Annotated in this window: 16 protein-coding genes and 1 pseudogene; 4 read left to right on the forward strand and 13 right to left on the reverse strand. The window is 42.1% G+C overall.

The features are described 5' to 3' along the window. Positions 1–11: 11 nt before the first annotated feature. From BLW54_RS02000 to murJ, 11 genes and pseudogenes are all read right to left on the reverse strand, one after another. Positions 12–1,097: a glycosyltransferase family 4 protein gene (locus tag BLW54_RS02000; protein WP_074733122.1), complete on the reverse strand. Its 1,086-nt coding sequence runs from the start codon at positions 1,095–1,097 to the stop codon at positions 12–14. After that, positions 1,094–1,717, reverse strand: coding sequence for an acetyltransferase (locus BLW54_RS02005; RefSeq protein ID WP_139254093.1), 624 nt, complete (start codon positions 1,715–1,717; stop codon positions 1,094–1,096). The genes BLW54_RS02000 and BLW54_RS02005 overlap by 4 nt, the downstream gene beginning before the upstream one ends. Beyond that, a complete protein-coding gene (locus BLW54_RS02010) occupies positions 1,707–2,351 on the reverse strand; it encodes a sugar transferase (RefSeq protein WP_074733123.1) in 645 nt (214 codons plus the stop codon). The genes BLW54_RS02005 and BLW54_RS02010 overlap by 11 nt, the downstream gene beginning before the upstream one ends. Further along, a complete protein-coding gene (locus BLW54_RS02015; RefSeq protein ID WP_074733124.1) occupies positions 2,351–3,466 on the reverse strand; it encodes a DegT/DnrJ/EryC1/StrS family aminotransferase in 1,116 nt (371 codons plus the stop codon). Before BLW54_RS02015 ends, BLW54_RS02010 begins: the two co-directional genes overlap by 1 nt. 597 nt (positions 3,467–4,063) lie before the next feature. Beyond that, positions 4,064–5,929, reverse strand: coding sequence for a polysaccharide biosynthesis protein (locus BLW54_RS02020; protein ID WP_074733125.1), 1,866 nt, complete (start codon positions 5,927–5,929; stop codon positions 4,064–4,066). A gap of 222 nt (positions 5,930–6,151) precedes the next feature. Beyond that, positions 6,152–6,927: pseudogene (locus BLW54_RS02025) on the reverse strand (tyrosine-protein phosphatase). Between the two features lie 219 nt (positions 6,928–7,146). After that, positions 7,147–7,842, reverse strand: a complete 696-nt coding sequence (locus BLW54_RS02030) for a CpsD/CapB family tyrosine-protein kinase (RefSeq protein WP_074733126.1) — start codon at positions 7,840–7,842, stop codon at positions 7,147–7,149. Continuing rightward, entirely contained in the window at positions 7,832–8,590 is a 759-nt protein-coding gene (locus BLW54_RS02035; RefSeq protein ID WP_074733127.1) for a YveK family protein, read from the reverse strand. Before BLW54_RS02035 ends, BLW54_RS02030 begins: the two co-directional genes overlap by 11 nt. Before the next feature lie 340 nt (positions 8,591–8,930). Continuing rightward, entirely contained in the window at positions 8,931–10,013 is a 1,083-nt protein-coding gene (locus BLW54_RS02040; protein WP_208598910.1) for a glycosyltransferase family 4 protein, read from the reverse strand. Between the two features lie 20 nt (positions 10,014–10,033). Next, the gene (locus BLW54_RS02045; protein ID WP_074733128.1) at positions 10,034–10,918 is read right to left on the reverse strand and encodes a PIG-L deacetylase family protein; all 885 of its coding nucleotides are present in this window, start codon (positions 10,916–10,918) and stop codon (positions 10,034–10,036) included. Positions 10,919–10,925: 7 nt separating this feature from the next. Continuing rightward, complete coding sequence (gene murJ / locus BLW54_RS02050; RefSeq protein WP_074733129.1) at positions 10,926–12,440, reverse strand: murein biosynthesis integral membrane protein MurJ; 1,515 nt, start codon at positions 12,438–12,440, stop codon at positions 10,926–10,928. A gap of 182 nt (positions 12,441–12,622) precedes the next feature. Here murJ and BLW54_RS02055 point away from each other — a divergent pair, with 182 nt between their 5' ends. Both BLW54_RS02055 and BLW54_RS02060 read left to right on the forward strand, forming a co-directional pair. Next, on the forward strand, positions 12,623–13,720 hold the full coding sequence (locus BLW54_RS02055) for an acyltransferase family protein (RefSeq protein ID WP_074733130.1): 1,098 nt from the start codon (positions 12,623–12,625) through the stop codon (positions 13,718–13,720). 189 nt (positions 13,721–13,909) lie between these two features. Continuing rightward, positions 13,910–14,896: a C40 family peptidase gene (locus tag BLW54_RS02060; RefSeq protein ID WP_074733131.1), complete on the forward strand. Its 987-nt coding sequence runs from the start codon at positions 13,910–13,912 to the stop codon at positions 14,894–14,896. Positions 14,897–15,065: 169 nt separating this feature from the next. Here the strand turns inward: BLW54_RS02060 and BLW54_RS02065 are convergent, their stop codons facing one another. Both BLW54_RS02065 and BLW54_RS02070 read right to left on the reverse strand, forming a co-directional pair. Continuing rightward, positions 15,066–16,430, reverse strand: coding sequence for an N-acetylmuramoyl-L-alanine amidase (locus BLW54_RS02065; protein WP_074733367.1), 1,365 nt, complete (start codon positions 16,428–16,430; stop codon positions 15,066–15,068). 326 nt (positions 16,431–16,756) lie between these two features. Beyond that, positions 16,757–21,109 (reverse strand): S8 family serine peptidase, encoded by a 4,353-nt coding sequence (locus BLW54_RS02070; protein WP_074733132.1) that lies wholly within the window; start codon positions 21,107–21,109, stop codon positions 16,757–16,759. Between the two features lie 220 nt (positions 21,110–21,329). Between BLW54_RS02070 and secA2 the strand changes: the two genes are divergently transcribed. Then, on the forward strand, positions 21,330–23,714 hold the full coding sequence (secA2, locus tag BLW54_RS02075) for an accessory Sec system translocase SecA2 (protein WP_074733133.1): 2,385 nt from the start codon (positions 21,330–21,332) through the stop codon (positions 23,712–23,714). After that, a complete protein-coding gene (locus BLW54_RS02080) occupies positions 23,707–24,606 on the forward strand; it encodes an accessory Sec system S-layer assembly protein (RefSeq protein WP_074733134.1) in 900 nt (299 codons plus the stop codon). Before secA2 ends, BLW54_RS02080 begins: the two co-directional genes overlap by 8 nt. Positions 24,607–24,641 lie beyond the last annotated feature (35 nt).

Below are 24,641 nucleotides of genomic sequence, written 5' to 3' on the forward strand. Positions count from 1 at the left end.
ACTCTCCTTATTTAAGAACCAATTTCATTTAAGTATGATTGAATTACAATTTGCCGATCGTATTCTTTTTCCATTTTATTACGAGCTGCAACCCCCATGTCTTTTTTTTGTTTATGAGGCAATTCAATGAAATCATTAATAGTTTCTATTAAACTAGCTACATCTTTTGCCTTAAAACCTAAACCACTAACACCCTCATCAAAGGTTTCTTTACAGCCCGGTATATTCGAAGCTAAGACAGGCCTTCCTGTAGCTGCAGATTCTAAAAGTACATTTGAGGTCCCTTCATGGTAAGAAGGGAGTATGATTGCATGTGCCTTTTTCATAAATTCCTGTATATCGGACCGTTGTCCATAGTAATTAATTATCCCTTTATCATTTAAATCATTTAACTTGTCAGCATAGCCTTCTTCACTTGGACCAACAATATTAAATGAGACATTTAAATTTCTATGCTTGAAATATTGAGCCGCTTCTAAAAGTTCATTTATACCTTTAGCCTTCATAATTCTACCTACAAAAAGGAAATTAACTTTTTCATTCACATCAGGGTAATTTTGGTATGCATTCTGCTGTAGATTTACACCAGATCCAGGTATTAGGTTCACTTTTGAATTTACAAGCTTATTACTCAAAAAATAATCCATATTAGACCTATTTTGAAAAAATACACTTTTTGCCTTTCTTAACCCTTGTTTATAGAGATTCAGTACTATACGTTGCATTAACCCTTTATTTTCAACAGACGTTCCTAAGCCAGTAACATTTACAATGTAAGGCTTCCTCATCAATCTACAAGCAATGCCCCCATATATATTTGGTTTAATAGTATAGGTTAAGACTATATCCGGATTAACATTTTTCAATATAGAGATATAGCTGATTAACAAAATCAGATCACTAGCAGGGTTTGTTCCTCTCCGATCCACATTAGTATCTATAAATTCACAACCCATTGCTCTCAATTTAGGAACATATAGATTGTCATTTGGTAGAGCGATAACAACTTCATCTCCCCTACTTATTAACTCCTCTAATAACTCTTTTCTGAATTTATATAAGCCCATGCCGAAATTGGCTAATACAAGTACCTTCATAAATGAACTCTCCTAGCAGGAACCCCGATATAGGTGCCGATCTCATCAATATCTTTAACGACTACAGCCCCAGCCCCAAGTTGGCAAGAATCCGTGATCTTTATATTATTGCTAACCGTACACCCTATCCCTAACCATGATTTATCCCCTACAGTAACAGTTCCAGCTAAATGAGACCCAGGAGACACATGAACGAAGTTGCCAAGTTCATTATCATGATCAAGAGTTGAGGAAGTATTGATTATACAACCTTTTCCAATTCGACTCCCGCTGTTAATTACGACACCTGCCATCACCACAGATCCCTTTCCAATGTGAACATTGGATCCTATAATTGCATTAGGATGAACCAAAGTCGTTATAGTGGCTCCCTTATTTTCTAAATCCTCTTGTACTGACTGTCTTATAAGATTATCTCCAATACCTACGACACAAGCACATTCGTCTATGTACTTCCATAAATCTTTTACTTTACCTACAACTTTATAGCCTAAGGTCTCTGTTTGTTCACTTTTATCATCTATAAACAGGACCTCTTCCCACTCACCAGATTGCTTGGCTATATCAGCAATAACCTTACCGTGGCCACTGGCCCCAATTATAAGCAGTTTATTCATTATCGACATCCTTCTTGTTCCCCCTAAAGGGTTCTACAGTAGCTGCTTCTTCAGAATTAATCCCTTCTCGTATAAATACCTTTTTTATGGTAGTTAAGATGATTTTTATGTCTTTAGAGATAGAAACATTGTCTACATAATGAACATCTAAATCAAATTTTTCTTCCCAACTAATCGCATTCCTACCATTAACTTGAGCTAAACCAGTAAGTCCCGGTTTTACTTCATGTCGTCGTTTTTGGTGAGAGTTGTACAGTGGGAGATACCCCATTAATAAAGGTCTCGGACCAACAATAGACATATCTCCTTTAATTATATTAAATAGTTCTGGCAACTCATCGAGTGAGGTTGCTCTCAAAAAGGTACCGAATTTAGTTAAACGGAGGTGATCCGGTAGGAGTGCACCTTTTTCATCTTTGTCATCTGTCATCGTTCTAAACTTATACATAAAAAATGGCCTTCCATAAAGTCCAGGACGTTCTTGTTTAAACAAAATGGGAGATCCAAGTTTCTTTCTAACCATGATAGATACTATTACGAAAGGGACGCTTAGAAGAATAATAGCCATAGAGGAAAGGATAATATCAACTAGCCTTTTTAAGAAACCTTCATAAACCCCTTTATTTCTATGCGCCATTACTCCATCCACAAACCTTTCATTGTTTTCACAACTAAATCCAACTCTTCGTTTGACATTTTCGTATCGGATGGTAAGCAAATACCATTCTGGAATAAGTCTTCAGATACCCTCGTTCCTACAAAGTCAAAGTTCTCAAAGTACGGTTGGATATGCATAGGTTTCCAAACAGGTCTTGATTCAATATTTTCCTTTTCCAAAGCTTTCATTACATCCATTGGCCTTATTTTACCCTTCAAAGTTAAAGAACTTAACCAATAATTCGGTTCATCCCAGTCGTTAACAGGCATGAATTCAACACCCTCAAGCTGATCAAGCTCTTTCTTATAATACTCAAAAATATATTTCTTCTTTTCAACTCTTTGATCTAGCACCTTAAGCTGCCCTCTTCCAATTCCAGCAACTACATTACTCATACGATAATTAAAGCCTAATTCACTATGCTGATAATGCCTCGCTTGATCCCGGGATTGAGTAGCCCAAAATCTTGCTTTACTTATCTTTTCTTCGTTATTCGATACAAGCATCCCACCACCAGATGTTGTAATGATCTTGTTTCCATTAAATGAAAAGATTCCATAATCTCCAAATGTTCCTGTATGTTTACCTTTGTAATAGCCACCCAAAGACTCCGCTGCATCTTCAATAACAGCGACATCGTGCTTATTACAAACCTCCATAATTTTATCCATATCAGCTGATAAACCATATAAATGCACTACAATTACAGCCTTTACTTCTGGGTACTTTTCAAAAGCTTCTTCTAGTGCTTTTGGACACATATTCCACGTTTCATAATTACTATCTATGAATACTGGCGTAGCATTTTGATAGATTATAGGATTTGCCGTAGCTGAAAATGTTAGGGTTGGACAAAAAACTATATCTCCTTCCTTAACATCAGCAGCTTTCAATGCTAAATGAATAGCAGCAGTCCCCGATGATAAAGCAGCAGCTGCTTCAGACCCGACTTTTTCCGCTAATTCTAATTCAAATTGATTAACATTCTCCCCCAATGGCGCAATCCAGTTGGTATCAAAAGCTTCTTGTACGTATTGCTGTTCATAACCTTCATCACTCATGTGAGGGGATGAAAGAAAAATCCGATCTCCCATATAAAAAACTTCCTTCCATTCTTTCTTCTCTTTTAGTCTGCATCCATCAGCTAAACTTCTTGCTCTGCCTTTTCTCTGTTTATCAAAGAACATAAAGATTTCAGGGCTCAAAATATACCGTTCTCAAATCACAGAAGAGAGGTTTGATTCATAACTAAGTCAGCAGCTGACCAGCCAAAGTTTTTGCATCGTAAAATAATATCTCCTTGGATAACATACTAAAATTTACCTCTATCAATTTGCAGTCACACCAAATTGCAATAGCAAGGACTTTTGGTTCTTTTTAATGGATAAAGTGAATCTTCACATTGAGTGTTGGGTACACTGCTTTAAAGAAGATCACACTTATTTTTTCAATAAATTACCTCCAAGCTCAGAATTATTATCAAAACGAACTTCCAAACGCTTACCTTTACCAGTGATGATAATACTGTCTTCATTTTCTGATCTGATTCAATGACCTCTTGGACAATATATAGAAAAGTGATTTATCAACAAGAATCGTCAAAACCTCTCTAGGTATTGCTTTAGTCAAAAGAAAAAACGCGTTCCACTTGCAGCTAAAATAATCGTTTCATAATATGGTTGCACTTAACATTAAAACATGTGTTCTATGAACTTTTCTTTTTTGTTAAGTCTGTTATTAGCTAGATCTATCGCGTATTTTTTCAAATCTTCAACACTACTTTCACCGTGTTGGTTAACTAAATATTCTACTAGCTCAAAATCAAACTCCACCGTCTTCCCAATAAAGATCTTCGGAAACACCGGCTTCTTATTCACTTCTTTCTCACTCAACAATTCCTCATACATCTTCTCTCCAGGACGGATTCCACTAAATTGAATTGGAATCTGCTCTTCCGTGAAGCCAGAAAGATGAATCAAGTTCTTCGCAAGATCGACAATCTTTACAGGCTCCCCCATATCTAGAACAAACACTTCTCCACCTCTGGCAAGAGCACCAGCTTGAAGTACCAAACGAGAAGCTTCTGGAATCGTCATAAAGTATCGCGTCATGTCAGGATGGGTCACCGTGACCGGCCCACCGGCTTCGATTTGCTTCTTAAATAATGGAATAACACTGCCACGGCTGCCCAAGACATTACCGAATCGTACAGCAGCAAACTTTGTATTGCTCTGTCTGCTTAAATTTTGTATAACCATTTCTGCAATCCGCTTCGTCGCACCCATGACGTTCGGCGGGTTAACGGCTTTGTCTGTGGAAACAAGCACAAAGGCTTTTACCCCTGCATGGTGAGCAGCTTCGGCAACGTTCTTCGTGCCGATCACATTGTTCTTCACCGCTTCTTTCGGATTGGCTTCCATCAATGGCACATGCTTATGGGCAGCAGCATGATAAATATAAGAAGGTGCATAATCCTGGACCACTTGAAAGATTCGCTCTCTATCTTGAACATCGGCAATAACGGTCACAAGTTCTGTGTCAATGTCGAATTGTTTTAATTCCATATGAATGGTATAAATACTGTTTTCTCCATGCCCAAGTAAAATGAGTCGTTCCGGACCGAACTTAACAAGCTGACGGCAGATTTCAGAACCGATACTTCCCCCGGCACCAGTCACCATGACCGTACGGCCTTTAACTTCTGTTTCTATGGAATCAATATCAAGTTCCACGGGCTCACGTCCGAGCAGGTCTTCAATCTGCACATCGCGTATTTGGCTCACGGAGACATTTCCCAGGGCAATATCTTCAATCATCGGCAATGTCTGCACATTTTTGACAGCATTTTTCGCCATTTGGATAATCTCTTTAAGACGATCATGCTCGACAGACGGCATGGCCATAACGATATGGTTGACATGATGACGGTCGACGATGTTTTGGATCTCGTTCGTGCTGCCAAGGACAGGTAATCCGGCAATCGTCAAATGGTGCATCGTAAAGTCATCATCAACGAAACCGATGATATCTCCCTCGAATTCATTCGAGGTATTCATTTGTCTGGCTAACATCCGGCCTGCGGCGCCAGCGCCTACGATTAATGTCCGCTGGTGATTCGGGTCGACATTTACGCTTTTCGCCTTTTTCCTTTTCGGGTTCAGGGTAAGGCCATAGCTTTTATAATACTGCCACGCAAAGCGTACTCCGCCGATCAGTAAAATATGTAACATCCACGTAATTAATAACGCGCGTTGATAAATCATTCCAAACACTAAAAATTGAACTAAAGTAGCCGATAATAAGGATAGGGTGACAACGACAATGATCCCAATTAATTCTTCGGTACTGGCATAGCGCCACTTCTTCTTATACATTCCAAACAAGCTTGAAAACAAATGATGGGAAAATAACAGCGCAAGCGATAACACAATCATAACGTTATCGAAGACAGCTACGTATGGGTTTAAAAAGAAATGGGACATGTAAATGGAAAAGGAAACGATGATCGAATCGATAGCAATCAACAAAAAAAGACGTTTCCGATAAGCAGTTGTCATAAAGACCCTCCACTCCTTTCTTGATTAAATCTAGAAAACTATGAAATATATGTAAGGAAGATATCAAAAACGATAACTTCCGACATTTTTCTGTAACATTATGATTATAGCAGGTCGAATCGATACAGGAAAAGACATGGATGCAATTTTTAACATTTCTTTAAAAAAATGTTAATGGTCATGAATGGTGCTTATAATCATGAAAAGGGAGCCCCTGGACACTTAAGAACCGAAAAGACCGAAAAGCTTTTTCTTTTTCCGGATCCGTTCAGGTGGTTCCGCGGCAAGCATGTTTCCGGCAACGACATCTTCCGCATTTTCAGATAGGAAGTAAACCATATCCAGACCATACTGTTTACGGATTTCTGCATAAGCGTCTGTCATGCAGAAACCTCTGCTTGTGATATTATGAGCATCACTGGCAATTAAGTGAGCCAAATTCGCTTCAATCAATTGTTCAGAGAACTTCTTGATTTTTTCCCAAAATGGCCTGTAATGCTGGCAGCTGTCAATTGGCAGAAGGCCCCCTGTTTCACAAATGAATACAGTTGATCTGGGTGCTCAATCAATTGTTTATTTCGCTCCGGGTGGACAATAATCGGCTGCACACCGGCCACTTGAAGATCAAAGAACAATTGGCTTGCATACCTGGGTACAGAACCAGAAGGGAATTCCACAAACATGTAACTCGTTTGTTCATTGAGCATCAGGATTTCATCTTGGTGAATCCCTTCAACCATTTCCCCGTAAATACGTGTTTCCTGTCCTGGTAGAACTTGAAGCTCAATTCCTCGCTCTTGAAATGTACGGTTCAACTCAGCGACTTGGATTTTAATATTGTTTTTAAAGTTGTCGTAAATTCCGTTTTTATGGTGCGGGGTAGCGATGATTGTATCGATTCCATCCGCCACCGCAGCTTCTGCCATCGCTACACTCTCTTCAATCGTTTGAGCTCCATCATCAACCCCAGGTAGAATATGACTGTGTATATCTATCAAAAGACTCACTCCCTCTTTCCTTCTATTCCTATACAAATACTCTCTAATTGTTACCTTTTATCTAGTTTACCAATTTAAGAGAAGAAATTGAAGATACTTAGAGGTGTTATTTTTAAAAATTCTCTTCTTTTTTAAAATTTGTTAACGAAAATGAGCGAATTGTAAAACTTATGTTATAAAAAAAGAAGGAATGATGACTCCATCCCTTCCTTTTTCTTATTAATGACCGTAATAGTAGTAATAATTACTAGACTTAATATCTTGATCGTTGAGGACAACGCCTAAAAGATTCGCTTTCGTCTGTTCGAGATGTTCCTTCGCTTTCGCAGCGGCCTCTTTGTCCGTTTGTTTACTACGAACGACGAGCATACAGCCATCCACAAATTTGGATAATACTTGGGAATCCGTAACGGCCAGCACAGGAGGTGTATCAAAGATGATTATATCGTAGGTTTCCTTCGCTTCCTCAATAAACGTCTGCATTTTTTTAGACCCTAACAATTCGGATGGGTTTGGTGGAATCGGTCCACACGTCATCACATCAAGGTTCTCGATTTCCGTCTGACTTACAAGTTTATGCACAGGTTGATCGCCGACAAGATAATTACTCAATCCTTTGCTATTGTTCACACGGAACGTATAGTGAATCGTCGGCTTCCTAAGATCTGCGTCGACAAGCAGCACTTTCTTCCCTTGCTGGGCAAAGACAACGGCTGTATTCGCTGTCGTAATCGACTTCCCTTCCGATGGACTGGCGGAAGTAATGAGCATCGTTTCGAGTTCTTTATCCACCGAAGTAAACTGCAGGTTTGTCCGAATCGTACGGAATTGTTCAGCAATCGGCGATTTTGGATTGACATCAGCAATTAAACTACGGCCAACGGAGTTGGCGGACTTTTTCTTTTTACGTGCCAACCGACTCACCTCGCATTTCTGTTACGTTTGCTTTCTTTCTTGCTCTAGGTCGGGCAGGGATATCATCAGAGGTAATGGTTGAAACCACACCTAAAACAGGTAGCCCCAGGTTTTCTTCAATATCCGCTTCTTCTTTAATAGAAGTGTCCAGATATTCAAGTAAGAATGCAAGACCAACACCAACCATAAGACCCACCACCAAAGCAATGGCAATGTTCAAGGTTGTATTCGGGCTTACCGGTGTTGGATCAGCACCAACCATAGCTTCCGATAATACATTGACGTTATCTACATTCATAAGATTAGGAATCTCGCTTTGGAACACCGAAACGGTCGTGTTTGCAAGATCCGCCGCTCTCTGAGGATCTTCATCGGTGGCGGTAACGTTTACGACCTGTGATTCATTGCTGTTGGACACTTGCAGCTTCTTCGATAAAGCGGCAGCTGTGAGATCGATTCCCATCTCATTGGCGACTTCATCTAAAATGCGCGGGCTTTTAATCACCTCGTTATACGTATTAATCAATTCAACATTTGTCCGTATATCATCGATATTATAAGGTGTATTTTGGCTTTGGTCCTGGGACTGACTGACGATGAACTGGGATGAAGCCTCATATGTAGGTGTTAGAACGAATAATGTAATAAGTGCACTAAGTACAGCCGCACCCACAGCCAGGCTGAGAATGAGTAGAATTCTTTTTTTGAGCACCTCGAAAATCTCTTTCAAGGAAATCGTTTCTTCCATTGATGAACCTCCAATTATGTCGAATATTGAGATAAAAACATTATAGCATACTCATAAAGATGTTTAAGTGCTGATTGCAATTTTTTACTTTCCTTTAATATTCATCCATTGCTAAATGCCCTCATCTTCCCCTATCGGTTTCTTTTCTACTTCTATAAATGAGTCCTCCTGCCCATTTTGCATTCCTGCAATTCTATTACAACTATCTGTTTTACTTAAATAAGAATGGCGTTAAATTTGTCGGTTCCTAACCAATGTTGGATTTCTTTCATTAAATCCCCCCTCCTTTTTCAAAAGTAAAAAGAGAAACCTGGGATTCCCCGTAGGTTTCTCTTTTTACTTACTCATATAAATCGATGATCCGCTCAAGCATGACTTCTTCATCATTTTCCCTGGCGGATTGTTCTCCTTTTTCAACCATAGAAGCTCTTAATGATTCATCAGAAAGCGTTTGTTCCAGCCCCGCTTCCAGCGAATCCGCGCTTTTCGGCTCGACGAGAACTCCCGTGCCATCCTTCAAGAGATAGGATAAGCCGCCCACATCTGTGGCCACGACAGGGGTATGACACGACATTGCTTCTAATGCCACAAGCCCAAACCCTTCAATATGGGAAGGGAGAACAAACACATCTGCTGCAGCCATCCATTTTCCAACGGCTTTCTGGTCTTTCGGTCCGTGGAAATGAATGCGATCTTTATTCGCTTGCTCGATGCTTGCCTCTAGTTCTTCCAGGAACTGTTCACTTTTTTTGCTTCCTAAAAGGTGCAGTTCGAGGTCTCCCCGTTTTGCGTTCAGGCGTTGAAACGCTTCACTGAGCTCACGCAGCCCTTTCGCTTCAATCCAGTTCCCGACAAACAAGAGATGTTTCCGGTCAGGAGCCAATTTCAACTCCTGTTTCGCTTTGACTGCATCCATAGGAGCAAATACTTTTCGGTTGACCCCCATATTGATGACCGATACTTTCTGTTCAGGGATACCGAAGTTCCCGGTCACTTCCTGTTTCAGCGCTTCCCCGACAACGATGACATGATCAGCTTCTTGCAAAATATAGCCGGTCATTTTCCGGATCAGCGGACTTTTTTTCGCCATTTGATCCAGATCGCCCCCGTGGGAGGTGACGATCAGCTTTGTTTTGAACAGCTTCTTGAATAACAAGGCAGGGAGACCGGACGGGAAAATGTAATGGGCATGAACCACATCATACTTACGGCCGGACGGCAGTTTGCTGATCGTTTTCAAGAACCAGCGCCCATATTTTTTCAATAGGTTAAGCTTACCGCCACGGTTATCACGGTTGACGGCAATGTCGATCTTAAGCCCTTTTTTCCTGAGAGCTTCGACCTGGTTGCGGACGAAGATTCCATACGTCGGATTCTTCCGACTTGGATACATATTGCTGATGACTAATACTCGTTTACTCATAGCTGAATCCTCCCTGGCCACTAAATGGAGTGGCGATAGAAGTCTTTCTTCTGATCATAGTTTTTAAAAATCGCCCACAATAAGGTGTCTGTTCTGTTCACCTGTTTAAAGATCTTCGGAAAGTTGAGTTCTTTTTCCTTTAGGGTGTCACAATGGTGAATGAAAGCGTCCTTGTCCAACTGGATAAACCCTTCCGCCGATTGGACAGGCTTCTCAGCTAAATTCCCTTTCAGCTGGTTCAATTCGAGAAAACCATCAAAAGCAATCGCCTGGGAGGCGAATACTTCTGTCGCCTGGACTTTCTTCCCATACTGATCAGAAGTGTCAACAAGACAGTTAATGAAATCCGGTGGAAACGCGCAGTTGATTTCGTACATACGCACAACGCCATCGAATCTGTCTAGTTGTTTTAACGTATCAGCGAGAAGCTGGGCGGTTGCGGTGTGATCCGTATGGGCATCGACATAAGGGGTCGTATAGATGACGTCAGGGTCGACCTCCTCGATTTTCCGCTTCAAATATTGGATGTTCGCTTCTTTACTGGAGACACCGCCATCGGGCAGATCCATATAGGAGACATCAGCCAACTTCAAAATCTCCATCACCTGATCGATTTCCGCTTTACGGCTCTTTTTCAGCTCTTCTTCACTTAGATCACTGACACTGCCCCCACCGTCTGTAAGGAAAAGACAGTGAATCTCCGCCCCATTGTCTGCATGCTTTCTTAAAGTTGCACCGGGACCGATCGTTTCATCATCCATATGCGGGGCTAGCACAAGTACTCGTTCCTCATCTTCGAGCGACTGAAGTTCGAGGGACGCATTATAATGATTTTTAAGAATCTTCCTTGTTAACGGACGATTGACGGGACGAGCGATATCCATGACCCATTCTTTTTTACTCATAGCAGCATTACCCCTTTTTCCGCTTGGTTATATTTCTTAATAAAAATAAGAAGGCCTGTGTTTTCAACGCAAAAGAACAAGCAATGAAAACAACGGCTCCCACGACGGCTACACTGATGATTTGCAAGAGATTCGGCCAGCTTGTGATCACCTGTTGAAGGCCGATCACAGCTCCACTCATCACAGCCACCGCGACGGTAATTTTTACATAATCTTTCACAAGGTACTTGAAGTCCAAGCCCCCGACGAGTCTCACGAAGACGACAAGGCAGGCAGCTGTATAGAACAACGCCATCAAGGATGCGGCTAACGGAATCCCGCGGTAACCGAGCCACTCGGCCAACAGAAAGTTAAACAACACGTTGAGTGCGATCGAACCAATACTGATCATCAAAATCAGGTGGCCCTTTTTCATCGTATAAAAGCCTTTGTTGATCACATTATTCAGACTGAAGAAAACGACCGAACCGAAGTACAGGTAAGCGACTTGTGTCGTGGCCTCTGTCGCTGCATCACTGAACGCTCCGCGCTCATAGAAGAGTTCGATCAAATTCGGCATCAATAACATCATCCCGATAACAGCTGGCAGAAGGACGAGATACATCGTCGTCAGCCCTTTTTCGATGCCGCGTTTGAACTGATCCGTATCATTTGCAGTGATCGCTTTCGATAATAATGGGAAGATGATCGTCGCAATGGTGACTCCAAAAATCGCTTGCGGCATGTGCACAAGGTTCTTCGCATAGTTGATGTAGGTGACCGCCCCTTCGCCCTGGTGACCAGCGAAGATGGTACCGACCATTAAATTGACCTGTCCGACCGCAACAGTCAGCCCCACCGGGAGGAAGATCCAATAAAACTGCTTCACTTCCGGCCAATCGATTTTTTGCTTTACATCCATCACTTTCCGCGGAACGACAAGGAACAATTTAAAAATCAGCGATAAGACGGTACCGACCAAGTAACCAAGCGCTAACGAATAAGCGCCGATTTGGTTGGCGAATAAGAAAGCTGCAAAAATCGAACTTAAAATCACAATGATTTGGGAGACAATCGACAGCGAGAACTTGCTTTCCGCATCGAAAAATGCCTCTAATACACTGTTCATCCCGACAAACGAAATGCAGGCAAAGAAGATGATCGTGACCCATGTCGCGATCTGTGTTGCTTCCTCACTGAAATTCGGATATAGCAACGGCATGATCACAGGAGCAAGCAGCATGCCGATAATCGATAAAATAAACGCTAATACAAGCGTCCCTTTGAACACTTGTCCTAAATAGGTCTTTCCTCTATTTTCTTCTACAGATTGAATATAACTTGGCACAAGCGCATTTTTCATCCCGTTTGTCATGAACAGAATCAACATGTTTGGGATGATAAAAGCCGCTAAATAAGCGTCGGCCACATAACTGTCCCCGAAATAATAAGCGATGACCATATCGCGGATCAATCCGGATACTTTCAGGAGCAGAGTGGCGCCGATAAATAAGATACTGGCTAAACCTAACTTAGATTTCAATTTCTATACCTCTTTCATTCTTTCCAATGATTGTTCTACTATAAATCAACTCTCATGATTTTACCATAGGAGACAGGACTGTTGAACAGAGCCCAAATGCTCTGGTAAGAATGGGTGAAATTTCTCCTTTCCATTTCACCTCACAGCTATTAAACTATAGAAGTTATAGAAAGGAGCTTGCTATGAAACGTACAATGATAAATGAAATCTTCTTCATTCGCGCGATTGCATGCTTATGTGTCGTTCTCATCCATGCGATGACGACCACCCAGCATTCCTATGAATTATTTCACTTAACCGACCACGCTTTATATATGTTTAAATTAACGATTATGTTTGCAACCCCCGTATTTGTGATGATTTCAGAGTTTTTATTATCTTATTCTTATCCAGATAAACTCCCGAAATCCTTTTGGAAGAAACGAATCCTGTATATTTTTATTCCTTATCTAGTCATGGCTGTCATTTACTCTGCCTATCCTCTAATAATAGGGACAGGCTTCACATGGGGCCGTTTTATGGAATTGTTCTTTCAGAAAACCTTCCTGGGACTGTGGCACGGGTATTTCGTTCTCATTATCTTTCAATTCTATGCCCTGCACTTTCTATTGAAGAAATACTTTGACCGGTTCCCGGCCTTTCTAATGATTGGTATCTCTCTTATCATCAACCTGTTCTACCTGGCGATTTATAATTTCAGCTGGTTCCACGATATCTCCCTCGTGGCCGGGTTAAGAGATTACTATAAACTGCCGTTTCTTGGCTGGATTTTCTATTTTACGGTCGCCTACTATGCAGGGAAGAACATTGACGTCTTTTTAAGCTTTCTGCAAAAGTATAAATATTATTTGATTGCAGGGGCTGTCTTGACCGGAATGATTCCACTTTTGATGCGCTTCAACCGGATTTATTCTGTTGTTTCATCTAAACGATTTGATATTGTTCTCTACACCTTCTTCATTTTCTGTATTCTCTATCTGATTGCCAGACGCTTGAAGAAGACGCCGACCATTGTGATGTGGATCAGCAGTAGTTCCTATGGCATCTACCTGCTGCATCCTCTCTTCCAATTCAATACAAGAGACTTGATGCAAAGCCTGCCTTTTTATACAAACTTTGGGGTGCACATCATCCTCTTGTTTGTTATTGGTATGGGCGGACCCATTCTATTAACTTATCTATTCAATAAGGTACCTTATGGAGCATTGATTGTTGGGAAATTCAACACTCCAAAGAAGAAGGAGAAGAAAGTGGCCAAAGAACCAGCCAAAGCCAGTTGATTCAAAACGCCTGCGAGGATTCGCAGGCGTTTTTCTATGTATCTATCCAATTAATCCATTCCCCTTCTATCATGCAGTAAAACCTATGAAACTTAATTGTTACACAAATGTAAAACTATGGCGAAAATTGGTGTGTTACGCTTGTAAAGGATTACAAATGAGATATCACACAAGGGGAGTATTACTAGAATGAGAAAATTCTTGACGTCAATGGTCGCTTTTGCCACGGTCTTTCTACTATTTACACCTAATGCTTTTGCAGGACAAAGTGTTCGGGACCAAGTAGTAGATATCGCCTATCAGTATTCTGATTCACCTTATGTCTATGGAGGATCATCACCAAGCGGTTTTGACTGCTCTGGTTACACATCCTATGTTTATGGCAAAGCGGGGATTAGCTTGAAAAGAACTTCCCGTGATCAATATACACAAGGCGAATATGTTAAACGTTCAGATTTGAAACCAGGGGACTTGGTCTTTTTCGGCAGTCCGATCTGGCACGTTGGGATTTACATAGGAAATAACAAAATGATTTCTGCAGAAAATTCCACCGATGATATCGAAGTTGCATCTCTGACTGGTTACTGGGACCGTAACTATGCTGGTGCTAAACGTGTGATTAAAGACGAACCAGTCGAATCGGCCGAACAAAAGCCGGAAACACTGGATGACTACGATGATGTGGCGGTTAATTACTGGGCCGCCGATCAAATCGAATACATGAGTGACAAAGGAATTATCGAAGGATACAATGGTTCATTCATGCCGAAAGATGACATTACACGTGGATCTGTCGCAAAAATGATGGCTGTCGCTCTTGGCATCAGCCCATCCAACAATCAACAATTCTCTGATGTATCTTCTTCTCACTGGGCGTCCGGTTACATCAACGCCATGGCTGAGAAAGGCTATATCACAGGTTATGAAAACGGAACCTTTGATCCAGATGCCGACATCACACGTGAAGAAATCGCGGCGATCTTCCACAAGACATTTAACTTGAGTGGTTCAACATCTGATTTCAAAGATGTGGACAGTAACTACTGGGCTTACGAAGAAATTCAAAGTATGGCTGCTTCCTCTATCACTACGGGGTATACAGATAATACGTTCAGACCAACAAACGATGCATCCAGAAGTGAATTCACTGTATTCTTATATCGTGCCATTAAATAAACAGAAAGAGGGAGGATCTTCAAAAGATCCCCCCTCTTTTTTATCCTTTTCTTATTAGATTAAACGTCTGCGTGTCAATCTATGAAATTACGAGCGATGTTTCTCATGCTCAATAATTGATAAAGAAAAAAGGGAAAGCCTCGCTCATAGCGCTGCTTTCCCTTTTAGTTTATTTGCCTTTCCATTCATAATAATCAAGGATACCTTGAGAGATCCCTTTAGCAGCTTTGTCCCTCCAGTAGCTGGAGCCAAGCTTAGAGGCATCTGAATCATTTGTCATAAACCCTAATTCAACAAGGGTCGAAGGTATCGTAGTCTCTTTAATGACACGGTAAGGTACATCTTTCACTCCGCGGTCTGACGTACCCAGAGCTTCTACTAAACGCTTCTGAATGAAGGTCGCCAATTGCTTACTATCCGTTACTCTCAAGCTTTGAGAAGAATAATAGGTTTCAGTTCCATTGGCACTCGGGTCACTGAACGCATTCGCATGAATACTTACGAACGTATCCGCGCCTTGGCTTACAGCATAACTGTTACGATCATCGAGTGGAATGAAGGTATCATCCGTTCGTGTCATAATGACTTCTACTCCACTGTTCTCTAAATAGTCACGTAAACGTTTGGATACATTCAAGTTAATTTCTTTTTCTACTAAACCATTGAACTCTGCGCCGCCGTCTTTTCCACCATGGCCGGGATCAATCGCGATCACACGTGATCCGGAAGTCTTGCGGACTGTATAATCTTTATGTACATAACCTTTGAGACTTCCTGCCGTCATTTTCAACCAGTCGCCTTGTACCTCATGGACTTGGAGCACGGCTCCTTTGGCAAGTTGCCCAATCCGTGTATAAGAAGTGCTTGGGCCAGAACGGACATTCAGTACATCAGTCGTGACTCTCTCCTCAATGACACCTTCTTCCTGTGACACTTTAAAAGAATCATTCATCCCACGAGCCAGCAGTAAAGAAAATTCCGTTCGGGTAATGGATTGTGTTGGACGGAACGTACCGTCACTATATCCATTGGCAATCCCTGCCGTTGTGATTTTGTTAATCGCTTCATATTGAGAGCCTGAACGGCTTACATCTGAATACCAAACAGAGCTTTGCTCTTCAAGGGAAAAGGCTTTTGAAATAAGGTACGCCATTCCCCCTCTCGTCATCGCTTTCTTTGGTCGATAGGTACCGTCTGTAAAGCCTGTGATAATTCCTTCTTCATAAGCCGATTGTATGTATCCCGATGCATAAGAGCTGGCATCTACTTCAGGAAAAACGGTATCGCGTTGACGGCCATCCAGCCCAAGCGCTCTCCCTACCATAGTCGCGGCCTGCTCTCGGGTAACAGGGTCATTTGGACCGAAATTCCCGTTCGGGTACCCTTTAATAATTCCCCGATCAATTAAATAGTGGATTTCGGTTTCATATTTCTCCGGGACATCATGAAAAGCCGATGCCTTCCCTTGTGGAATAAAAACAGCCACTAAAAATATCAAAAATCCAAAACCACCATATATCCACTTTTTTGACATGTTTGACATTCTTCCTCCTTTTAATCTTCGAACTATGTATATACATATCTATTATACTATCTTTTATGTGCTAAAAAAGGGGATAAATCGACTCATTTCGTAATCTTTTTGAAAGATTGAGTAAAGAGAGAAGCTATTCCCTGCCTCCTTTTATCGATGGGGAGTCCAGCCAGGAACGGAAGGATAACTTCAGACCACCATCGCCAATGTGCAAAGCTTGAGGAAACCTTAAATGCCTATCAAAAAGCCCCCAACCGTAAGAATCTTATCTATTCAGACATAAAAAAGCTAGAAGAGGAATGCCTCTTCTAGCTTTTGGGTTTCGATTACTTTTTAAAACGATCATCTTCAGCTCTTGCTAAGAACATAGCAAACTCTGAACGTCTCGTTTCATTATTCGGTTGGAACGTTCCATCTGTGTAACCTGTGGTAATTTCATTCGCGTAAAGTGTGTTGATGTACGGAGCTGCCCAATTAGTAAGGGGTACGTCTTTGAATTTCTTAGATGTACTTCCTTCCAACTCATACGCTTCGACAACGATCTTAGCCATTTCTGCACGGGTGAGTGTCTTATCAGGCATGAATTCACCTTTATCTGAACCAACCATGATTCCAGCGTTGGCAATGGCTGCAATTTCTTCATAGGCACGGTCTCCTGACTGTACATCGGCAAGACCCGGATCTTCCACTTGAGAAGTATCAAGATCGAAGGCACGTACAATCATTTGAGCCGCTTGGCGACGAGTGATTGGATCATCAATCCCAAAGTCGCCGTTCGGGTATCCATTGATGACACCCGCTACATTCAATTTCTGGATCGCTTCTTTAGCCCAATAACTATCGCCGACGTCCGTAAAGTCTTTGGGTTCTTCATCACTTTGATAAATGGTGATCTGCTTGGAAGTCACAAGACCGGCACCATCTTCGACTTCCAGTTTGAAGCTGTTCTTCCCTTGTTCTAATTGGACGGTATGGGTATAATCCTTCTCAATCGCTTCCATATTATAAGGAGATTTGGATTCTTGAGCAAAGACTTCACTTCCATCCACATAAAGACGTAAGGAGTCATCATTATCTTTCATGTTGACGGCTACATCTACTTCATCTTCACTCGACATATGCGGCCCATCAACAGTGACTTCTGGACTTGTCGTGTCTAATAAGAAACGACGAGTGAACGAAATGTCGTTTCCGCTGTCATCAACAGCTACAAACTCCAGTTCTTTCATACCATCAGACTTGAAGTTGATCGTTGTGTTGAAGTTGTAACGTTTGTTTTCAGAATCCCAAGTCAACTTCACTTCTTCGCCATTAATGGCAAGACTCTCAACTTCCGAATCATCCTGTACATAACCGACGACTTGAACAGCTCGATCGGTATAGTATTCCAGCGCTTCAGGAGTTAAGGCTGTCACGTATGGGATTGTTCCGTCCTCTCCCTCAAGGGCACTGTCTGTTGTCGTGTTCCCTGCATAGTCGTGAGCAACAACTCTTACACTTTCCACTTCATCTGTTTCCAGTTCGTAGGAGTTTGCCGCAGCAGCCAAAGGCTGTTCCAACACACTCTTGCCATTCACAAGGACATCAAAATGGGAAAGACCAGATCCTTGGTCATCCGCTTCCCAAGTCACTTCATTGGTTTCTTTATCATAGGTCACATCCAAAGATGGTGTTTGTGTATCAACACGAACAGGAATCAGCTTGGACTGCCATTCCGCATCCGGATAATCAACCACAGACTTCACTTCATAGTAGTACAAGCCATCTTCTACCACTTCACCTTTGACTTTACCATCCCAGGCTGCTTTGTCATAAATGGTATAAGATGGACCTGATCCTCCATCATAGTAGTGTTTTCTAACTTCATCCTGTGAACGCAGAGTACGTAGCTTTTCCTTATCCTCATTCAGGATATTGAATTCTACTTCTTTCGCATTTCTTAAGAATGATAGAATCGGCATCACTGTATCAGCCATTTGATCTCCATCTGGAGAGAAGCCGATATTCCGCTTAGAACCAGCGAGTGCCTCTTCTTCACCTAGTAGTGGATCAACACCTAAATAGTGAAGTTCCGCACCAAGCGGGGTTAACAAACCTGTTTGACCATAGAAGGATTCTCCCTCCTCCCCATCATAGATCGTATCATCGATGATTGGAGCCTGATCCCATTCGCCGTTGAAGCCAACATAAGGAACGTTCAGTACTGGATTCACATCATTTGGATCCTCAAGGGTAATAAACCCTTCTACAAAGTACCCATTTTCAAAGATTTCTTCCAAAGGAACGTTATAGAACCAATCAATTCCTTCTGAAAGATCAACGGTGACTTCAATATCCACAGAAGATTCCGCTGGAACCAGCACTTGATACTCCCCATCGACTTCGCTTCCATTGGACGACGTTATCTCGATCGGAAATTCGCCGGCATAAGGTTCTTCTTCGCTAATGGTGCCCTCTTTATAAATTCCTTGTGTTTCGACAAGGTTTTCGCCATCGGCTACAAGATCCGTTTGAACCGTCCCAGATACGTTATAGACCGTATTCTCATCACTGAAGTTTTCTACCGTAAGTGTGAACGTTTCTTTTTCATTATCTATTTCTTTCAAGGCTACTTTACCAAGTCCGGATTCTTTCTCTGTTGCGATCACAGGCGTCTGCATGGCTGCATGAAGATCCATCAGCCCTGCCCCCTGGCGCCGTGGAGAGAACCCTAAACCAGATTGGTAATGATCATTGTATAAGCCTGTATCGATCTGAGGCTCAGATGTGTTCATCAAAATGTTTTTAGCTAGTTCAACACGATCTTGACCCTCAACATCAAAGTCTTCTTCTATACGCTGCATCACAAGAGCCGAACCGCCGGCTACGTGCGGAGCCGCCATGGATGTCCCACTCATCAAACCATATTCATCTTCTTGAAGAGTAGAAAGAATATTTCCACCAGGTGCCGTGATCTCAGGTTTGAAATCAAGGTTAGGTGTCACACCCCAGGACGTAAAGGAAGACAAGTTCCCGAATTCAGGGTTGATAGATTTCACTTCTTCTCCCTCAAAAGAGATTTCCACGGTATTTCCTGCCTCTAGTTCGTCTCTCATGTTTTCCCCGAGTTCTTTCAGAATAGACAATTGAGGGATATTGATTTCCCCGCTTGAAGCCATGCTGATATAACCACCGACATTGTTGAAGATGATGACACCTTTCGCTCCGTGTTCCTGAGCATTCAATGTCTTACTGACGAAGGTGGATTCTCCACGTTGAATCAACACGATTTTATCTTTTACATCAATACCTTCAAAATCGTTAGCCTCTGGGTTCGCATCAGAATCCCCAGGTGTTCTTCCCAGGCCTGCATAGACCACTTCATGGTACCCGTCTTCCAGAGATTCAGGATCTACACTGCTCGCAGATAAGAAGGGTACTGGATCACCTTCTTCTCCATTCACTCGCGTAGTAAAACCATCCAGCATTAAGTATTCATTTTCAAATGAAGCCACCTGAAGGGAATCTGTAGAAAGACCAGGGGCGCCGACAAGTCCAATATCCGGATTGGAAGCTAACGGATTCCCAAATCCTTCCCCGAATTTAGCAGAGTTACCTGCCGAGATGGCCATCATGACACCATTATCAACCGCTCGTGCGATCGCTTTCTGTTCCGGATCCTCTTCATTTACGAAACTCGCTGTAGAACCCAGACTCATATTAATGACATCGGCCCCTAAAAGGATGGCATCATCAATAGCTTTAACATAAATATCTCCATAAGTAGAAGGCATTTCAGGGTCATTTCCGAATACTTTCAAACCAAGGATTTGAGCTTCCGGAGCCACCCCTTTTATTCCTCCATTCTCTTCATCCCCATTTGCACCAACGGTACCGGAAACGTGCATGCCGTGCATACTCGCATCAGGTCCGAGATCCAGGACTTGCTCATTTCCATCGGCATAGTTATAACCATACGGGACTTTTTCCGTAAAGTACTTCCCGTCCAGCTCTCCAGATGATGTCAATGCATCTACATCATCTTGGCTGATTTCAGGTTCTGTTTCATCACTTAGAATCATGTCTTTATGATCAGGATCGATACCTGTATCGATGACCCCAACGGTCATTCCCTCACCTTTGTATCCATATTCCTGCCATGTTTGCTGAGCTTTCACGAGCTCTTTACTGTAAAGCATTTCGGGCTGCTCTGTCGGACGCTTGTATTCGTTTGTGATATGTACGTTACCGACATTCGGTAAGTCTTCAATCACTGCGACAGATTTATAAGGAACGGTTCCGCTAAATCCATTGACGACGGTGGTGAAGCTTTCTTTATAATCCATCGGAATCGATTGACTTTGAATGGATGATTTCACCTGGTCCTGCGCATCCAAAGCAGTTTTGCGAAGTTTCTGTTTATTCGAATCAGATAGTTCGCTGTAACTCTTTCCTAAACTTTGGGCAGAGTAAATCGTTGGTTCATCTTCCAATTCAACAATAATCCGCACTTCTTCATTTGCATCATACGATTTGTCTTTGTCTTCCCCTTCAGCTTTAAAAACTCTTTCTGTCGTTTTTTCTGCAGATTTTGATGCTTCCTCTAAGTTTTTATTAGGGACACCAGTGGCTGCAAACACAGAATTAGAAAAAGCCAGAAGGAAAATAAACATTAAAATTAAACTTTTTTTCAGTTTCAAAGAATTTCCCCCTCTATCATTTGTTCTGACTAACGAAAGACCCCTCCCCTTTCTATTATTTTACATCTTCAATTATATTCAAATTATTCAAACAAATCAATCGAATCGACTGATTATTTCGTCATAAAAAATAGTTTGATAGAGGGATTTGTAGAAAAAAAGTCTCAGAACATGATAAAATATGAAGAAATGACTATGATTTCAAGGAGCGTCTATATAGATGATTGAATCTATGAAAAAGATTTTACCCCTGAAAAAGGAACACCAATGGGAAAAATATGAGCCATCTGTCCGTGTGATTAATGACTTAGAAAATCAAATGAAAATCCTCACAGATGATCAACTTAAAGCGAAAACAACGCAATTTCAAAAGCAATTACATAATGGATCAACGATTTATGATATACGAGAAGAAGCTTTTGCGGTCGTGAGAGAAGCGGCCAGCCGAGTCCTTGGCATGCGTCATTTTGATGTCCAGTTAGTCGGTGGGCTTGTACTGACCGATGGGAACATTTCAGAAATGGCTACAGGAGAAGGAAAAACCTTGGTCGCCACGCTCCCGAGTTACCTTAAGGCTTTAGAAGGCAAAGGGGTTCATGTCATTACAGTCAACGAGTATTTAGCCAGACGTGATTATGAGACCATGGGACCACTCCATGAATTTCTTGGTTTATCCGTCGGACTAAATGTCCCGCAGATCTCTCAAACAGAAAAAAGAGCCGCCTACAAGGCGGACATCACCTATGGAATCGGAACAGAATTCGGCTTTGATTTTTTAAGGGATCATATGGTCAAAGACCTAAATCAAAAGGTCCAGCGTCCCTATCATTTTGCGATCGTGGATGAGATTGACAGTGTCCTCGTGGATGAAGCGAAAACACCTTTAATAATTGCCGGTAAAATGAAATCCAGTGCCAACCTCCATAAAGTCGGTGCAAAACTTGCTCGTTCCTTCAAAAAAGACCACGATTACGAATATGACGTCGAAACGAAAAGCGTGACTTTAACCGAAAACGGCATGACAAAAATTGAGCGCGCCTTTGCCATTGATAACTTATTCGACATCGAACATCAAACGTTGTATCACTATATGATTCAGGCCATTCGGGCACGGGCCATGTTTGAAAGAGACGTCGATTATATCGTCGAGGACAATGAGCTGAAGCTTGTCGATCTGTTTACAGGACGTTTGATGCAAGGGCGGACCATGTCGGACGGTCTCCACCAGGCGCTGGAGGCAAAAGAAGGATTAGCAATCAGCGAGGAAAACAAACCCCAAGCTTCCCTTACCGTACAAAACTATTTCCGAATGTACCCGACCTTGTCCGGGATGACTGGGACGGCGAAAACAGAAGAAAAGGAATTTCAAACGGTTTATGGCATGGACGTCGTTGAAATCCCGACAAATAAACCGGTTTTGCGTGACGATCGGCCAGATAAAGTATTTGTGACAAAGGAACAGAAATACGAAGAGCTCGTCCGGGAAGTAGAAAACGTGCATCAAACCGGTCAGCCGATTCTGATCGGAACATCATCCATTCTTCAATCGGATCAGGTCGCCGAATACTTAGACAGGGCCGGATTTTCTTATGAATTATTGAATGCCAAAAGTATGGAACAGGAAGTACAGCTTATTTCACTAGCTGGACAAAAAGGGAACATCACGATTGCTACAAACATGGCGGGACGCGGAACAGACATTAAACTCGGTGAAAAAGCAGCTGACCTTGGAGGACTGCATGTCATAGGAACAGAACGTCATGAATCAAGAAGAATTGATCATCAATTAAAAGGAAGATCCGGAAGACAAGGAGATCCAGGCTCTTCGCAGTTTATCATCTCATTAGAAGATGATATGATTGAGCGATTTGCTCAGGTGGAACGAGACCGTAAATTAAAATCCATCAAAACAGGAGAATATGGCCAGGTACTTAACAAAGACATTCATAAATTTATAGATACCGTGCAAAAAATCAGTGAAGGCAGCCATTACAATATAAGAGAATTAACATTAAAATTGGATGACGTGATCAATGACCAAAGAAAAGTCATTTATGAACTTCGCGATAAGGTGCTACAAGAACCAAAGGTTCTCTCTCTCCTTTCCCCAATGGTCAATGATTTTGTCACCTATGAAGTCGATCGCCATTGTCCAGAGACCATCGTTCCTGAAAACTGGCCATTGGAGCACCTGGAAGCTGAACTCCAGAGAGGGATTCCTCTCATGAAAAAAATGACTCTTTCAGAATATTCATATGAGACGACGGACGATGTAAAACAAACGGTTCGCCCTACTCTAGACGCTTACCTCCTTCAATTAGAGGAAGCAGTTACTCCCGCCATCGAAAGCAGTTGGAAGCAAGGAGCCGTCATGAAACTGGATCAATTATGGATCCGCCATCTTGAAATGATGAACCGCCTTAAAGAAGGAATCGGTATTCGCCAATATCAACAGGAAGATCCTATTCGACTCTATCAAAAAGATGGACTGGATATTTTCGACCACCACTTTTATCAAATCAAGAGAGAGTTTGTGATTTTAATGGCCGCCTTGTGCAGACCAGCCAAAAAAGGGGAGAACAAGGGAGGGAAAGAGGATGTTTAACTTCAAAAAAAAGAAAGAGTCTCCACAAGAGCAAGGTTTCGATGCGAGCGGTGTAAATGCTGAGGGGTTCGCAGGTGACAGACATTTGTCAGAGGAAGATACGGAAATTTACACAGACCTTTCCATCCATCCGGATTGGCACCTTCCTGAGGAAGAAGTGTACGTCTATCGATTTTTAAACCAGGAACTCCCTCCGCTCCGTCCCAATCAAGTAAGTGTTTACGGAGTGGAAGTGAAAGAAAAGGACGGCGGCCTCATCGTAGATGCTTTTGTAAGAAATTCTTTAAGAAAAGGCATCAAGATGAAGACGGCCTCTATCTTGATTTTGGACAAACAAGGAGAGACTATAGCCCGGAAAACTTTCGACTTAACAAAGGTGGGGACGATTCCAGGAGGGGCCAGCCGTCCATGGACCTTTTTGTTTCCCCCCTCCAGTGTCTTCCATGATGCCGGAAATCTCCCTGTCCATGGATGGCGTTTGGCGCTGGAGTTAAAACAGACGACGGAGCATACATTGGATCTGGATGAACGTTGGAAAGAGGCGCTCACCATAGAAGACTTCACGAAATTAAAAAAACTAGTCAGCCCATTATCCCCTCCGAAAAACGGCGAAGTTAATTTCTTCAGTTTATATGCGAGTCAATCAGATCAAGGAGACTTACATGTGAATCTTCTTATCCGAAATGGAAGTAACAAGGATTTGACCCTGAGAAACCTTCCCCTCAGAGTAGAAGATGCAACGGAAGAAGTCATCGCTGAAGGCGGGTTCCAACTGAATTCCCTATTAGTCAAGGCCCATACAAGTAAACCTTGGGCTTTCGTATTCCCTGCGGATACACTGGCTAAAACAGAAATTGATTTATCCAAATGGAAAGCTTACCCGGTAAAATAAATAGAAGCTCCGTGCACCTTGAGCATTCAAGGATG

This window comes from Halobacillus karajensis (assembly GCF_900108515.1).
GTDB lineage: Bacteria > Bacillota > Bacilli > Bacillales > Halobacillaceae > Halobacillus > Halobacillus karajensis.

What these genes read in the sequence shown, in the direction of transcription:
- BLW54_RS02000 (WP_074733122.1), bottom strand. Translation starts at nt 1,097, where the DNA reads ATGAAGGTACTTGTATTAGCCAATTTCGGCATGGGCTTATATAAATTC.
- BLW54_RS02010 (WP_074733123.1), bottom strand. Translation starts at nt 2,351, where the DNA reads ATGGCGCATAGAAATAAAGGGGTTTATGAAGGTTTCTTAAAAAGGCTA.
- BLW54_RS02015 (WP_074733124.1), bottom strand. Translation starts at nt 3,466, where the DNA reads ATGGGAGATCGGATTTTTCTTTCATCCCCTCACATGAGTGATGAAGGT.
- BLW54_RS02020 (WP_074733125.1), bottom strand. Translation starts at nt 5,929, where the DNA reads ATGACAACTGCTTATCGGAAACGTCTTTTTTTGTTGATTGCTATCGAT.
- BLW54_RS02035 (WP_074733127.1), bottom strand. Translation starts at nt 8,590, where the DNA reads ATGGAAGAAACGATTTCCTTGAAAGAGATTTTCGAGGTGCTCAAAAAA.
- BLW54_RS02040 (WP_208598910.1), bottom strand. Translation starts at nt 10,013, where the DNA reads ATGAGTAAACGAGTATTAGTCATCAGCAATATGTATCCAAGTCGGAAG.
- BLW54_RS02045 (WP_074733128.1), bottom strand. Translation starts at nt 10,918, where the DNA reads ATGAGTAAAAAAGAATGGGTCATGGATATCGCTCGTCCCGTCAATCGT.
- BLW54_RS02055 (WP_074733130.1), top strand. Translation starts at nt 12,623, where the DNA reads ATGAAACGTACAATGATAAATGAAATCTTCTTCATTCGCGCGATTGCA.
- BLW54_RS02060 (WP_074733131.1), top strand. Translation starts at nt 13,910, where the DNA reads ATGAGAAAATTCTTGACGTCAATGGTCGCTTTTGCCACGGTCTTTCTA.
- BLW54_RS02065 (WP_074733367.1), bottom strand. Translation starts at nt 16,430, where the DNA reads ATGTCAAAAAAGTGGATATATGGTGGTTTTGGATTTTTGATATTTTTA.
- secA2 (WP_074733133.1), top strand. Translation starts at nt 21,330, where the DNA reads ATGATTGAATCTATGAAAAAGATTTTACCCCTGAAAAAGGAACACCAA.
- BLW54_RS02080 (WP_074733134.1), top strand. Translation starts at nt 23,707, where the DNA reads ATGTTTAACTTCAAAAAAAAGAAAGAGTCTCCACAAGAGCAAGGTTTC.